Below are 13,607 nucleotides of genomic sequence, written 5' to 3'. Positions count from 1 at the left end.
TAGCGCCCACAGCCATCCGTGCGGCGATACGGTCGTACCGTGAGTCTGCTCTTCTCCCCGTTGACGATCCGCGCCCGCACCTTCCGCAACCGGCTGTGGGTCTCGCCGATGTGCATGTACAGCGCTATCGATGGCATCCCGCAGCCCTGGCACCGCGTGCACCTGCCGCAGTTCGCCTCCGGTGGTGCGGGGCTCATCCTCGCCGAGGCGACCTCCGTCACCCCTGACGGACGCATCTCGCCGCGTGATGTGGGGTTGTGGAACGACGCGCAGCGCGACGCATGGGCGCCGATCGTCGATGACGTGCACCAGCGCGGGGCCCTGATCGGCGTGCAGCTCGCGCACGCCGGACGCAAGGCTTCCACCTGGTGGCCATGGGCGCCACAGCGTGGATCTGTACCGCACGAGCACGGCGGCTGGACCACGGAGGCGCCCTCCGCCGTCGCCTTCGAGGGCCTCGCAACACCAACGGCCCTTGAAGCCGACGACATCGATCGGATCGTCGCAGCGTTCGCCGCAGCGGCGCAGCGCGCTCTCGACGCCGGGTTCGATGTACTCGAGGTGCATGGTGCGCACGGATATCTGCTGCACGAGTTCCTCTCGCCGCTGTCGAACCTGCGCACCGACGAGTACGGCGGCGCGCTGGCGGACCGGGCTCGACTGCTGCTCCGTGTGCTCAGGACCGTCCGCGAAGCGGCCGGAGACGACATTCCGGTGTTCCTGCGCATCTCGGCCACCGACCACGCCGAGGGCGGGTTCACTCCCGATGAGGCCGCACAGGTCGGCCTGTGGGCGATCGAGGCCGGGGCCGACCTCGTCGATGTCTCCAGCGGCGGCCTCGTCGCGCACCAGCACATCGACGTACACCCCGGCTACCAGGTGCCCCTCGCCGCTGCCGTGCGCGCCGGAGGCCGCGTGCGCACTGGCGCCGTCGGCCTGATCACGTCAGGCGCACAGGCAGAGGAGGTGCTCACCTCGGGAGCTGCGGATGCCGTCTTCGCGGGACGCGAATGGCTGCGCGACCCGCACTTCGGCCTGCGCGCCGCACACGAGCTCGGCGCAGCAGTGGAATGGGCCCCGCAGTACGAACGCGCGCGCTGGCGCTGAGCCACCGGCACTCGCCAACTTCGCGTGACGGCCGGGTCCCGGCATCCGATGTTCTGCGCACCGGATGCCGGGACGCGATCAGCGTCCGTGATGTCCGCGCCGCGTGGCGTCCTGCACCTCGCCGATGAGCTCCTCGAGGATGTCCTCGAGGAACAGCACCGCCGTGGTGGCGCCACTGAGGTCGCGCACATTGGCCAGGTGACGCCCCGCGCGGCGCATCGCCGCGAGCACGTCCTCGAGATCGGTCTCCTCGTGCACCGGCACCATGTGGTGGATCCGCTTGGCGGGCAGCGGTTCATCGACGTGCGCGTCGGGCCCCTCGGATGCCCTCAGGATGTCCTTCAGATGCACATAGCCCACCGGCTTGCCCGCACCGTCCACGATCACGTAGCGGGAGAATCCGTAGCGGGCCACGGCCCGCTCGACGTCGGCAGGCGTCGCCGTCTCGGGCAGGGTGATCAGCTCGGCGAACGGCACCGCGATGTCGCGCGCCTTCTTGTCGGTGAACTCCACCGCCGCTGCGACGGCCCCCGAGGTGTCCGAGAGCACACCCTCGCGTCGCGAGCGGTCGACGATCGTCGCGACCTCCTCGAGCGTGAACGTCGATGCCGCCTCGTTCTTCGGCTCGACCCGGAACAGGCGCAGTACGGCGTTCGCGATGCCGTTCAGTGCCCAGATGACGGGACCGAACACCCGCGACACCCACACCAGCGGCGGTGCCAGCAGCAGCACCGCACGATCCGGCAGCGAGAACGCGAGGTTCTTCGGCACCATCTCACCGAACACGACATGCAGGAACGACACCAGGGCGAGGGTGATGACGAATGATGTCACCGAGACGATCGACTCGTCCCAGCCCAGGGCGTGCAGCGGGATCTCGAGCAGGTGGTGGATCGCCGGCTCCGAGACGTTCAGGATCAGCAGCGAGCAGATCGTGATCCCCAGCTGCGACGTCGCCAGCATCAGCGTGGCGTGCTCCATCGCGTACAGCGCCGTCTTCGCTGCTCGCGAGCCCTTGTCGGCGAGCGGCTCGATCTGCGATCGTCTCGCCGAGATGACGGCGAACTCGCCACCGACGAAGAAGGCGTTGCCGATCAGCAGCACGACCAGCCAGACCAGACCCATCCAGTCGCTCATCGCTCGACCTCCGTCGTGTCCTCGACCGGGTCGGCGGTGTACCGCACCCGATCGACGCGGCGTCCGTCCATGCGTGCCACCGTCAGCGTCCCGTGCTCGACCCGAACCTCATCGCCGAGCACAGGAACCCGTTCGAGCACACTCATCATGTACCCGCCGACGGTGTCGTAGATCTCCCCCTCCGGCACGGCGATACCGGTGCGCGCGAGGAGTTCGTCGGGGCGAAGCTCACCCGGGAACGTGATCGAGTCGACACGCCGCACAATGCCGGCGCGGGAGCGATCGTGCTCATCGGAGACCTCGCCGACGATCTCCTCGACGAGGTCCTCCAGCGTGACGATGCCCGCGGTACCGCCGTACTCATCGACGACGACGGCCATCTGGTAGCCCTTGGAGCGCAGTTCGGCCACGAGCACGTCCAGGTGCACCGTCTCGGGCACACGCAGGGGTTCGGTGCTCAGGGCGCCGACCGGCACATCGGCGCGCTTCTCGCGCGGCACCGACACGGCGGCCTTGACGTGCACCACACCGGTGATGTCGTCGAGGTCATCGTCGTACACCGGAAAACGGCTGTGACCGGTGCGGCGGGCGAGTTGAATGACATCATCTGCGGAGTCGCCGACGCTGATCGCATGCATGCTCGGGCGCGGCGTCATGATGTCGTCGGCCGTCAACCGCGCGAAGGTGAGGCTGCGGTCGAGCAACGTCGCAGTGTCGCTCTCGAGCACACCCTGGCTGGCCGAACGGCGCACAAGCGATGAGAGTTCTTCGGCGCTGCGCGAGCCCGACAGCTCTTCTTTCGGCTCGACACCCATCGACCGCAGTACGGCGTTGGCGCTGCCGTTGAGCAGCAGCACAGCGGGTTTGAACACGGCGGTGAACGCCGTCTGGAACGGCACGACGGCCTTGGCTGTTGCCAACGGCAGCGCGAGTGCGAAGTTCTTCGGCACCAGTTCGCCGATGATCATCGACAGCACCGTGGCGATGAACATGGCCACCGTCACCGACAGCGGCACGGCGACGGCATCCGGCACGCCCCACGCCTCCATGACGGGCTCAAGGAGCGTCGAGATCGCCGGTTCCATGGTGTAGCCGGTCAGCAGCGTGGTGAGCGTGATGCCCAGCTGCGCCGAGGACAAATGCGTCGACGTGATCTTCAACGCCCGGATCGTCATCCCCAGACGGGATTCGCCGCGGGCCTGACGGGCTTCGAGTTCGGCACGGTCCAGATTGACGAGCGCGAACTCGCTGGCGACGAAGAGTCCCGTCCCGACGATGAGCAGGAGCCCCACACCCAGCATCAGCAGTTCCATCAGCTGAAGTCCTCGATTTCGACGAGGAGCGGGGAATGGGGCGTGGTACTACAAGAAGGAGGGTCGTCCATAGTGCGCTCGATCTTACCGAATGCACATGTGACGCGACGCGCGGATGCCGGTTCTTCCTGTTCGACGCGGTGCCGGTCGCACACGTCGGGCGACCCCGATTGGCATTAGGCTTGAGGACTGTTACTACACATGTGCGGTCGATGCTCAGTCGTCGTCGTGCCGCACGCAGGGCTTCAGCGACGAAAGAGGGCGATAAAGCGTGTCGAACCAGGTGACCGGCGTCGGTGGCGACGGGGGGTTCGGAGCCAACTCGTGGCTCGTGGACGAGTTGTACGAGCAGTTCAAACGGGACCGCAACTCCGTCGACAAGGAGTGGTGGCCGATCCTCGAGAACTACTCCCCCGATGCAGCTGCACCGCCCGCGCCGGCGCAGAACGCGCACCCCGTCACCGCGCCCATTCCCGTGATCGGCGCCCAGCCGGTCGCGCGCACGACGGCCAAGCCCGCCAAGCAGGCGCCCATTCCCGCACAGGCCCCCAAGCCGCAGGCGAAGGATGAGACTCCCGCCGATGAGGAGAAGGTGACTCCGCTGCGCGGGATGCCGAAGACCCTCGCGGCGAACATGGACCAGTCGCTGCGTGTTCCCACCGCGACCAGCGTCCGCACGATCCCGGCCAAGCTGATGATCGACAACCGCATCGTCATCAACAACCACATGTCGCGCACCCGCGGCGGCAAGGTGAGCTTCACGCACCTCATCGGTTGGGCCCTGGTCCAGACGCTCAAGGAGTTCCCGAGCCAGAACGTGTTCTACGCCGAGATCGACGGCAAGCCGTCGGTCGTGGCGCCGGCGCACGTGAACCTCGGCATCGCCGTCGACGTCCCCAAGCCCGATGGCACCCGCGCGCTACTGGTCCCGAGCATCAAGCGCGCCGACACGATGACGTTCAGCGAGTACCTCGCCGCGTACGAGGACCTCATCGCCCGGGCTCGCACCAACAAGCTCACGGCCGCCGACTTCGCCGGCACCACGGTCTCGCTGACCAACCCCGGCGGCATCGGCACCGTGCACTCGGTGCCGCGTCTGATGCAGGGCCAGGGGTGCATCATCGGCGCCGGTGCGCTGAACTACCCGGCCGAGTTCCAGGGCTCCAGCGAGCGCACGCTCGCCGAGCTCGGCATCGGCAAGACGATCACGCTCACCAGCACCTACGATCACCGCGTCATCCAGGGCGCCGGCTCGGGCGAATTCCTGAAGAAGGTGCACGAGCTGCTGATCGGGGAGCGCGGCTTCTACGACGATGTGTTCGCGGCCCTGCGCATCCCCTACCAGCCGATCCGCTGGCATTCCGACATCGCCGTCGACCTCGCCGAACGCGTCGACAAGCAGTCCCGCGTGCAGGAGCTGATCAACTCCTACCGCGTCCGCGGTCACCTGATGGCCGACATCGACCCGCTGGAGTACGTGCAGCGGTCGCACCCTGACCTGGAGATCGAGAGCCACGGCCTGACCTTCTGGGACCTGGACCGCGAGTTCGTCACCGGCGGCTTCGGCGGCAAGCGCGTCATGAAGCTGCGCGATGTGCTCGGCGTGCTGCGCGACTCGTACTGCCGCACACTCGGTATCGAGTACATGCACATCCAGGACCCCGAGCAGCGCCAGTGGTTCCAGGACAAGGTCGAGGTCAAGTACGTCAAGCCCGGCCACGACGAGCAGCTGCGCGTCCTGCGCAAGCTCAACGAGGCCGAGGCGTTCGAGACCTTCCTGCAGACCAAGTTCGTCGGCCAGAAGCGTTTCTCGCTTGAAGGCGGCGAGTCGCTGATCCCGCTGCTCGACGAGATCCTCCAGGGCGCGGCCACCGCCGGCCTCGAGGGTGCCGCGATCGGTATGGCCCACCGCGGTCGACTCAACGTGCTCACCAACATCGCCGGCAAGACCTACGGTCAGGTCTTCCGCGAGTTCGAGGGCTCGCTCACGCCCGGCAACCAGCGCGGTTCGGGAGACGTGAAGTACCACCTCGGCACCGAGGGCACCTTCGTCGCCGAGGACGGCAGCGAACTGCCCGTCTACCTGGCAGCGAACCCCTCGCACCTCGAGACCGTCGACGGCGTGCTCGAGGGCATCGTTCGCGCCAAGCAGGACCGCAAGCCCATCGGCACGTTCGCCTGGGTGCCGATCCTGGTGCACGGCGACGCAGCGTTCGCCGGCCAGGGCGTGGTCGTCGAGACGCTGCAGATGTCGCAGCTGCGGGGGTACCGCACCGGCGGCACCGTGCACGTGGTGGTCAACAACCAGGTCGGTTTCACGACCCTGCCGACCGACTCTCGCACGTCGGTATACGCCACCGACGTCGCCAAGACGATCCAGGCGCCGATCTTCCACGTCAACGGTGATGACCCCGAGGCCGTCATCCATGTGGCCCGCCTCGCGTTCGAGTACCGCGAGCGTTTCCACCGCGACGTCGTGATCGATCTGATCTGCTACCGCCGCCGTGGGCACAACGAGGGCGACGACCCCTCGATGACGCAGCCGCTGATGACCGACCTGATCCAGGCGAAGCGCTCGGTGCGCAAGCTCTACACCGACGGCCTGGTCGGTCGTGGCGATATCACCGCGGAAGAGTACGAGCAGGCCAACGCCGACTTCCAGAGCCGTCTGGAAGTCGCGTTCGCCGAGACGCACGCCGCCGAGACGGGCGCGACGCCCATCGCTCCCGAGCTCAGCCAGGTCGAGGATCAGGTCGGTGCACCCGATGTCACCGGTGTGCCCCTCGAGGTGGTGCATCTGATCGGCGACGCTCACGCGAACAAGCCCAATGGCTTCACCGTGCACTCCAAGCTGCAGCAGCAGCTCGACAAGCGCGTCACGATGAGCCGTGAGGGCAACATCGACTGGGGCTTCGGCGAGCTGCTGGCCTTCGGGTCGTTGCTGGTCGAGGGCACGCCGGTACGTCTGGCCGGCCAGGACTCGCGCCGCGGAACCTTCGTGCAACGGCACGCGGTGCTACACGACCGCGCGAACGGTCAGGAATGGCTGCCGCTGTCGAACCTCTCCGACAACCAGGGCCGCTTCTTCGTGTACGACTCGCTGCTCAGCGAGTACGCCGCGCTCGGATTCGAGTACGGCTACTCGGTCGAGAACGCCGAGGCGCTGGTGCTGTGGGAAGCGCAGTTCGGTGACTTCGCCAACGGCGCGCAGTCGGTCATCGACGAGTACATCTCGTCGGCCGAGCAGAAGTGGAGCCAGCACTCCGGCGTCGTCATGCTGCTGCCGCACGGCTACGAGGGCCAGGGCCCGGACCACTCCTCGGCCCGCATGGAGCGGTTCCTGCAGCTGTGCGCGCAGGACAACATGACCGTCGCGCGTCCGTCGACGCCCGCGTCGTACTTCCACCTGCTGCGTCGCCAGGCCTACGCCCGCCCGCGCCGGCCGCTGATCGTATTCACGCCGAAGGCGATGCTTCGTCTGCGCGGCGCTACCAGCCCGGTCGAGGACTTCACGCAGGGGCGCTTCGAGCCGGTCATCGACGATGTCCGCGAGCTTGACCGCAACGCCGTCAAGCGCGTGCTGGTGCACTCGGGCAAGATCCACTGGGATCTGCGCAGCGAGCTCGACAAGAACCCCAACCCCGAGATCGCCCTGGTCCGCCTCGAGCAGCTGTACCCGACGCCGATCGACGAGCTCAAGGCCATCACCGACTCGTACCCGAACGCCGAGCTGGTGTGGGTGCAGGACGAGCCCGAGAACCAGGGCGCCTGGCCGTTCCTGGCGCTGGAGTTCGCCGAGGTGCCCGGCCCGCGGCAGTTCCGCGCGGTGACGCGTCCCGCTGCGGCATCGCCCGCGACCGGTTCGTCCAAGGTGCACGCCGTCGAGCAGGTCGCCCTGCTCAAGGAGGCGCTGACGCTCGACTGACGTCGAATGTCGTAAAAGACGGATGCCGCCCGTCCCCTTCCGGGGATGGGCGGCATCCGTCTTTTGGCTTTGCCCGCGCTGGTCAGTACCAGATGCCGAGCAGCGGCGCGTGGGCAGTGCGGAAAGCGTCATCGAGCGCGGCGATCAGCGTGGGGTCCCCCTGGATGCGCCCGGCAGCGGCCAGACGAGTGGCGTGGACTCCCCCGGCGTAGAGAGCCGAGAGTTCGGCGACGCCCAGACGTACGTCGGCGGGCGCGTCGGTGGGCTGCACGTCGGCACGGCCGTCCTCGTCGATCCGCAGCCGCCATGTGCCTTCGGCGAAGCCCAGAACGTCTTCCACCTGCATCACTACATCGAGCGCAGCACGGTACGTGCGCGCCTGCAGCGCGGCGGGGACGTCGAGTACTCGTAGCCAGCCATGGTCGTGCACTTCGGTGGTGACGGCGCGCTGGTCGGCGACGAGCCACGGCAGTGGGTCGTCCGTGGGTCGCAGACCGGCACTCACCCGGTCGACAAGATCGTGCGTCACGACGAACTGCCAGAGAGCACGCAGCGCCTCATCGGTGGTCGCCTGCATATGGCGGATGCGCAGCTCGAAGCGGAACGTACCTGCCAGCTCCGCAAGGGTGTAGGCCACCGCGCCGCGTACGACGCCGTCGGCGTCGAGATAGCGGATGCCCCGGACTGCCGCCGCGTCCTTATCCCCTTCAGCGAGTCCGGCCATGCGCTGCCAACGCCCGCGCCACCCGGCGACCTGGCCTGCGCGTGTCAGTCGGTCCTGTTCGTGGAGGGACTCGAGGTCTTCTGCCAGCGTCTGCTTGTCGGCGTAGACGATGCGGCCGGGTGCTGCGGTGCCCACCCAACCAGCGCGCCGGGTGTCGACGGTCATGCGCGCGACCGGGATCGCCGACGCGAAGCCGTACCGGCCGTAGATCGTCGCCTCCGAGACCGTCAGGCCCGCGATGGCGGTACCCGCGGCGGCCGCAGCACGCAGCTCACCCTCCAGCAGAGCCCGGGCGATACCGCGGCGACGGTGGGTGCCCGACACCGTGACCGAGCTGATCGCCCACATGTCGATCTCGCCGCCCGGCACGGTCAGCGGTGTGACCCAGGAATTGACGGTCGCGACCGGGAGCTCACCGGCTGCGGAGTCGTACACACCGATGTTCCGGCGCAGGCACATCGTCTCGCGCATCTGCGCGATGACGGCGTCGGTCGGCTCCTCATCGAGAAATCCGCGCGCATCGGCACGAAGAAATCCTTCAGCATCCGCATCCACCGACATATCGGCGATGCGGTAGTCGAGGCCGCCTGCGCTGAGACGGCGGTACGATTCGGGGTCGACGGGGATGAGGTTCTCTTGCGGTGCGCTCATCGTCTCAGCCTAAGGGGATCCCGTTCGCGCCGAAGCTCCGTCCCGACCGGGGAGTGCGCGCGGCGTGCATGGGTAGATCTCCCCATCTCGCGTCTCCGGCCCGTGCTTCTAGGATTGAGCCGGAAGGGTGTGTGAGCATGGGCGACGATATTGCGATTCCGCTGGATTCGATGGCCGAGCTGAGCTCTGTTCTGGGCAGCATCATCAGTGAGTACGAGAGCGCGGGCGACAAGACAGCCGCACTGGAGGCCGCGATCGGCTCGCCGCATCAGGACCGACGGCTCGCGACAGCGGCCGGGGAGTTCGAGGCAGCCTGGAATGACAAGCGTGAGACCCAGCGTCGCCACCTCGAGGAGATGAAGAAGCGCATCGATGAGACGAAGGCTGCTTGGGAAGAGCTCGACGTCGAACTGGCTTCCGCCGCGAAGGAGAGCTGATGGGGCACGATGGTCACTACTACCAAGCCGATGACATGCCCCGGACGAACTCGGGGTTCCACATCCGCGAGATAGACGGCGATCCCACCACGATCCGTGCACGCGGTCAGGACATCGAGCAGCTCGGTGAGATGATGCGCTCCGCGGCGAGGACGCTCCAGCTCTTCGCCGACGGCACTGTCGGCAAGGGCGCCTCCTTCCAGGCGATCCGCGATCAGGCGAGCGAAGTCCATTCCGACCTCGCGATCGCGGGGGATCGGTACGCACCCAGCGGCAGTGCTCTGATCGCCTATGCCAACGCGCTGCGCACCGCGCAGAGCTCCACGAACGGTGTCGCGGTGGCGGCGAGATCCGCCTGGGATGAGGTGAACGCCGCCTCGCGCCGGCTCAGCTCCGCGGAGTACGAGCAGGACCAGTACGACATCGAGACGCGGTACGAAGATGATCCGACGCGCACCCGGCCGGACACCTCGGCCGAGCAGGCGTCGTTCGACAGCGCGCTCGGCGCGTTCGAGACCTATCGAACGCAGTACGACGCTCCGGCCGTGACCTGGGAGAGGGCTTATGACACTGCGCTCACCGAGCTGGAGGACACCAACGAGAACGGGGTGTCGGACGGGTTCTGGGACGACGCGATGCCGTTCATCGAAGGCGCACTCACGGTGCTGATGTGGGTGGGCATCGCGTTGGTCATCGTCGCTTTCGTCTTCACCGGGCCCATCGCCCTGATCGCCGGAGCACTCGCCGCCGTGGCCGGAGTCCTCTCGTTGCTGGGCGAGGTAGCCCGGCTGATGAACGGGCGCGGCAGCGTGCAGGAAGTAGTCCTTGCCGGCGTCGGGATCATCCCATTCGGCAAGTTCGCGAAACTGGGCAGACTCGCCGACTTCGCCGCTGATGGAGCGCGTTTCCCCCGCCTCACCGGTGGTGTGCGTCTCGCGTTCTCCGAGTACACCGACGGGATCAAAGGGATCAAGGCGATCGACGGCGCCCTGGCGCGCCGGTTCCCGGACGTCTGGGATATCACCCGGCACGGCACGAACACCCGCAATCTGCTGTTCCGCCCCTGGTTCACGCCACGGGCGATCGTTGAGACCACCGACCTCGTCGGCAGTTGGCGAGGCGGGTGGCAGGCTCTGGCCGGCTTCGCCCCTGGCACCGCGCCGCAGACACTGACCGAGAGTCTGCTCGGCACCGCAGAGGCCTACAAGCAGACCGTGCTCCCCGGCATCAGCGCCGCGCAGTCGTTCGGCGTCGGTCGTGGCTGAGGCCCGCACTCCGGGTACGCTGAAGGTGATGTCAATCGAAGGACAGGTGATGCGCCGTGTCGCTGCGCGCTGAGCTGATCGGCACGAACGGCGCACTTCCGGCATTCGCATTGCTGCTCCCTGACGGATGGACCTCCGGCACGGGGGACCTCGGCGAGATGCACGATGCGGTCGAGGCCTCGCTCGTCGCTCTGCCTGCGACTTCGAGAGCGGCGGTTCGGAGCAGCCTGCGCATCCTGTTGGAGGATGCCGCTGAGCGCGCCACGCGAGCGGAGATCATCCGGGTCTTCACGCAGAGCGATGTCTCGGCGGACAGTTATGTGCCGATGTCGATCGTCGCCTCATGGCTCCGCTCCCCCAGCAGCCGATCGATCCAGGATCTAGGCGCCCAGCTGATCAGGACCCGCAAAGCGGGTCTGCTCGATCCGGATGGAACGATCCTGCGCTGGACGGAGGACGGCAAGGTCCCCGTCGACGACGGTACGGTCGAGGTGCATGGCATCAACTACATGCTGGCCGTACCAGGACACCCCGCAGTCGGCCTGGTTCTGCGCACGAGCATTCTCAGAGGTGCTGACGGTGTGGCCGTCGATGACGAGCCGATGGCGGCCATGACGATGCTGAGCGATTCGATCGTCTCGACTGTGCGCTGGAGGAGGGATGCCTGAGCTGTCCGCGGCTCCGAATCCTTCATTCTGGTCGCTCGTCCCCGACCGCGACCACGCTGATGAGTGGGTGCTCGCTCTGTTGGGTGCGCGGCCGCAGACCCAGCAGGAGCATCTGCTCCTCGCCGCGGAGCTGTCGCTTCAGGCGCGTGAGGCCAGCGACGGCGGCCTCGTATTGCTGCACGCCGACCCCGTGGCCGAGCTCTACGCGGCACTGACCCTCGTCGCGACCGAGGCCGAGCCCATCGTGCAGGCCGGGCGGGCTCTCGCGCTGGCAGCTGCGCTGACACCCGGTGCATGGGAGCCGAGCGTCGTCGAGTTCCACCTGCACGGCGCCCCCGCCTGGCGCGTCAGCACGCTGGTCGCCGACAACGGCCCCGCCGATGATGGCGAGGTGCACCTGCTGACGTCCGTCACAACGGCGTACATCATGACGATCGCAGGTCGTCTCGTCGTCGCAAAGCTCTCGCCGCTCAGTCCCGCCGGGGCAATCATCGCCCAGGCACGCGCGGAACAGGTCCTCTGCACATTGGAGCTCCATGACTGACCAGCCGTCCGTCTCGGATGTCCGTGCTGCGCTGCAGCGCAGCACGCCGGCGACAGCATCCGCCACCGATATCGAGGCTGCCGTCTTCGCCGCCGCCGGCCAGCGCGATCTCGCCAACGATCTCATCCGCGAGAGCTATCAGCTCTGCCACCGCGCGCGAGGCCGCGTCAAGGAGGTGCTGCGCGAGCATTACGGTCCTCGTGCGCCGCGCAGTGGAGCGATCACCATCCTGATCCTGATCCTGCTCTTCGCGGCCACGGCGCCGCTGGGCCTGCTCAACGCCTATCGCCTCGACACGGTTGCGTCGACACTGCCTGCGGCGGTGGCCGCCGCGGTCGTCGGAGCGGCCCTGCTCGTCGCCGTGCTCGCCACCGGTCTGCGACCGGTCGCTCAGAACGTCGTGCTTCAGATGTCGCTGGCGTTCGGGCTGCTGGCCGTGGCGACCGGCATCGGCGTCGCCACCTCCACGGGCACGGCGCTGCTACTGTTCCTGCTGGGCGGGGGGCTCGCCCTGATCTCCCTGATTCTGATGCTCATCGGTCGGGCCAGGGACCGCGAGGCGACCATTCGCATGGACACCGCATATCGTTCGGCGTACCTCGAGGTCGCACCTGAGGTGGCCGCCGAACGCGAACGGCTGATCACCGGGCTTCCGGCCCGGCTCACATCCCGTGGTGCGGACATCGCTGCGCTGCGGGCGCTGCGCTCCTCAGCGATCGAGTCGTTCGCGGCCGAGGGCAACCCCACCTCGGACTCGGCCCCGGAATCAGTGCCGGGTGCCTACCTGGTCGACCTCGAGACGCAGCGCTGGATCCCGGCACCGCAGCGGGCGGACTCCGCCGCTCAGTGAGCCGTGCTCTGCACGATCCGCAGACGGGCGAAGACCTGCTCACGCAGTTCCTCGGGTGCGGTCTCCTTGCACGCGCGGGCCACGACCTCGGTCAGGGTCTTGGCGACCAGAGCTTCATCCTGGCAGGAATGGCAGTTGTCCAGGTGCTCTCGAATGTCGGAGTGCTGGGTCGCACAGATCTCGTTGCGGAGGAACTCCTCCAGATCCTGGCGTGCCTTCTCACAGCCGCAATCGCTCATTTCCTGCTCCTCGGTTCAGCCGCCGCGATACCTCGCTCGGCGGCGTAGTCGGCCAACAGCTCCCGTAGCATCCGCCTGCCACGGTGCAGACGGCTCATCACGGTGCCGATGGGGGTCTTCATGATGTCGGCGATCTCCTGGTAGGCGAAGCCCTCGACATCGGCCAGGTACACGGCCAGGCGGAAGTCCTCAGGAACCTCCTGCAGCGCGTCCTTGACTGCGGAGGCCGGCATCCGATCGATCGCCTCGGCCTCGGCCGAGCGGCTGCGAGTGGCGGTGGTCGATTCCGCGCCGCCGAGTTGCCAGTCCTCGAGGTCGTCGATCGTTCCCTGGAACGGCTCACGCTGCTTCTTGCGATAGATGTTGATGTAGGTGTTTGTGAGGATGCGGTACAGCCAGGCCTTGAGGTTCGTGCCCTGCGAGAACGACGACCATGCGCCGTACGCCTTCACGAACGTCTCCTGCACCAGGTCGGCGGCGTCGGCCGGATTGCGCGTCATGCGCATCGCGGCCGCATAGAGCTGATCCATGTAGGGGATCGCCTGCTCCTGGAAGTCGCGCCGAGCGTCATCGGATGCTGTGTCGTCCATCACGGGCAAGTCTAGGCGCGCGGAGTGCGCGCTGTCCGGACCATCGGCGCTCAGATCTGTGCCGACGTGCTCATCTGTGCCGACGTGCTCACGCGCGAGAATCGCCGTCATTCGTCACCCTCCGCTCCCGATGTCACAGGCTTCACTAGGCTAAGAA

12 protein-coding genes are annotated in these 13,607 nt (G+C 67.4%); 7 read left to right on the top strand and 5 right to left on the bottom strand.

All coding sequences use genetic code 11. The annotated features are described in order from the left end of the window. The first annotated feature begins 39 nt into the window (after positions 1-39). Complete coding sequence (locus tag ACLD0U_RS03935; RefSeq protein WP_206820722.1) at positions 40-1,107, top strand: NADH:flavin oxidoreductase/NADH oxidase; 1,068 nt, start codon at positions 40-42, stop codon at positions 1,105-1,107. A 78-nt stretch (positions 1,108-1,185) separates the two neighbouring features. Here the strand turns inward: ACLD0U_RS03935 and ACLD0U_RS03930 are convergent, their stop codons facing one another. Together ACLD0U_RS03930 and ACLD0U_RS03925 are read right to left on the bottom strand one after the other, a co-directional pair. Continuing rightward, on the bottom strand, positions 1,186-2,244 hold the full coding sequence (locus tag ACLD0U_RS03930; protein ID WP_179411247.1) for a hemolysin family protein: 1,059 nt from the start codon (positions 2,242-2,244) through the stop codon (positions 1,186-1,188). Beyond that, a complete protein-coding gene (locus tag ACLD0U_RS03925) occupies positions 2,241-3,557 on the bottom strand; it encodes a hemolysin family protein (RefSeq protein WP_179411248.1) in 1,317 nt (438 codons plus the stop codon). The genes ACLD0U_RS03930 and ACLD0U_RS03925 overlap by 4 nt, the downstream gene beginning before the upstream one ends. A 271-nt stretch (positions 3,558-3,828) precedes the next feature. Here ACLD0U_RS03925 and ACLD0U_RS03920 point away from each other — a divergent pair, with 271 nt between their 5' ends. Next, positions 3,829-7,482, top strand: coding sequence for a multifunctional oxoglutarate decarboxylase/oxoglutarate dehydrogenase thiamine pyrophosphate-binding subunit/dihydrolipoyllysine-residue succinyltransferase subunit (locus ACLD0U_RS03920; protein WP_410339891.1), 3,654 nt, complete (start codon positions 3,829-3,831; stop codon positions 7,480-7,482). 82 nt (positions 7,483-7,564) lie between these two features. Here the strand turns inward: ACLD0U_RS03920 and ACLD0U_RS03915 are convergent, their stop codons facing one another. Beyond that, a complete protein-coding gene (locus tag ACLD0U_RS03915; protein ID WP_410339890.1) occupies positions 7,565-8,857 on the bottom strand; it encodes a GNAT family N-acetyltransferase in 1,293 nt (430 codons plus the stop codon). 137 nt (positions 8,858-8,994) lie between these two features. On the opposite strand from ACLD0U_RS03915, the gene ACLD0U_RS03910 reads away from it, so the two are divergent. Genes ACLD0U_RS03910 through ACLD0U_RS03890 form a run of 5 tightly spaced genes read left to right on the top strand, consistent with a single transcriptional unit; the run spans position 8,995 to position 12,621 of the window. After that, positions 8,995-9,294 carry a hypothetical protein gene (locus tag ACLD0U_RS03910; RefSeq protein WP_206550119.1) on the top strand — a complete coding sequence of 100 codons (300 nt, stop codon included), beginning with the start codon at positions 8,995-8,997 and terminating at the stop codon, positions 9,292-9,294. Continuing rightward, the gene (locus tag ACLD0U_RS03905) at positions 9,294-10,559 is read left to right on the top strand and encodes a hypothetical protein (protein ID WP_206550120.1); all 1,266 of its coding nucleotides are present in this window, start codon (positions 9,294-9,296) and stop codon (positions 10,557-10,559) included. The genes ACLD0U_RS03910 and ACLD0U_RS03905 overlap by 1 nt, the downstream gene beginning before the upstream one ends. 56 nt (positions 10,560-10,615) lie before the next feature. Beyond that, on the top strand, positions 10,616-11,227 hold the full coding sequence (locus ACLD0U_RS03900; RefSeq protein ID WP_179411253.1) for a hypothetical protein: 612 nt from the start codon (positions 10,616-10,618) through the stop codon (positions 11,225-11,227). Continuing rightward, a complete protein-coding gene (locus tag ACLD0U_RS03895; protein ID WP_179411254.1) occupies positions 11,220-11,771 on the top strand; it encodes a hypothetical protein in 552 nt (183 codons plus the stop codon). The genes ACLD0U_RS03900 and ACLD0U_RS03895 overlap by 8 nt, the downstream gene beginning before the upstream one ends. Next, positions 11,764-12,621 carry a hypothetical protein gene (locus tag ACLD0U_RS03890; protein ID WP_206550122.1) on the top strand — a complete coding sequence of 286 codons (858 nt, stop codon included), beginning with the start codon at positions 11,764-11,766 and terminating at the stop codon, positions 12,619-12,621. Before ACLD0U_RS03895 ends, ACLD0U_RS03890 begins: the two co-directional genes overlap by 8 nt. On the opposite strand, the gene ACLD0U_RS03885 is transcribed toward ACLD0U_RS03890, so the two are convergent. Continuing rightward, the gene (locus ACLD0U_RS03885) at positions 12,615-12,860 is read right to left on the bottom strand and encodes a zf-HC2 domain-containing protein (RefSeq protein ID WP_179411256.1); all 246 of its coding nucleotides are present in this window, start codon (positions 12,858-12,860) and stop codon (positions 12,615-12,617) included. The genes ACLD0U_RS03890 and ACLD0U_RS03885 overlap by 7 nt on opposite strands. Then, positions 12,857-13,450 (bottom strand): sigma-70 family RNA polymerase sigma factor, encoded by a 594-nt coding sequence (locus ACLD0U_RS03880; RefSeq protein ID WP_222445873.1) that lies wholly within the window; start codon positions 13,448-13,450, stop codon positions 12,857-12,859. Before ACLD0U_RS03880 ends, ACLD0U_RS03885 begins: the two co-directional genes overlap by 4 nt. Positions 13,451-13,607: the final 157 nt, after the last annotated feature.

Source organism: Microbacterium sp. 2216-1, from assembly GCF_046507855.1.
Taxonomy (GTDB): domain Bacteria; phylum Actinomycetota; class Actinomycetes; order Actinomycetales; family Microbacteriaceae; genus Microbacterium; species Microbacterium esteraromaticum_C.
Note: the sequence above shows the minus strand (reverse complement) of the source record. Positions and strands in the feature narration are given on the sequence as shown.

Coding starts and splice junctions, on each gene's coding strand:
- ACLD0U_RS03890 (WP_206550122.1), top strand. CDS start 11,764: ATGACTGACCAGCCGTCCGTCTCGGATGTCCGTGCTGCGCTGCAGCGC.
- ACLD0U_RS03930 (WP_179411247.1), bottom strand. CDS start 2,244: ATGAGCGACTGGATGGGTCTGGTCTGGCTGGTCGTGCTGCTGATCGGC.
- ACLD0U_RS03885 (WP_179411256.1), bottom strand. CDS start 12,860: ATGAGCGATTGCGGCTGTGAGAAGGCACGCCAGGATCTGGAGGAGTTC.
- ACLD0U_RS03925 (WP_179411248.1), bottom strand. CDS start 3,557: ATGGAACTGCTGATGCTGGGTGTGGGGCTCCTGCTCATCGTCGGGACG.
- ACLD0U_RS03895 (WP_179411254.1), top strand. CDS start 11,220: ATGCCTGAGCTGTCCGCGGCTCCGAATCCTTCATTCTGGTCGCTCGTC.
- ACLD0U_RS03905 (WP_206550120.1), top strand. CDS start 9,294: ATGGGGCACGATGGTCACTACTACCAAGCCGATGACATGCCCCGGACG.
- ACLD0U_RS03910 (WP_206550119.1), top strand. CDS start 8,995: ATGGGCGACGATATTGCGATTCCGCTGGATTCGATGGCCGAGCTGAGC.
- ACLD0U_RS03915 (WP_410339890.1), bottom strand. CDS start 8,857: ATGAGCGCACCGCAAGAGAACCTCATCCCCGTCGACCCCGAATCGTAC.
- ACLD0U_RS03880 (WP_222445873.1), bottom strand. CDS start 13,450: ATGGACGACACAGCATCCGATGACGCTCGGCGCGACTTCCAGGAGCAG.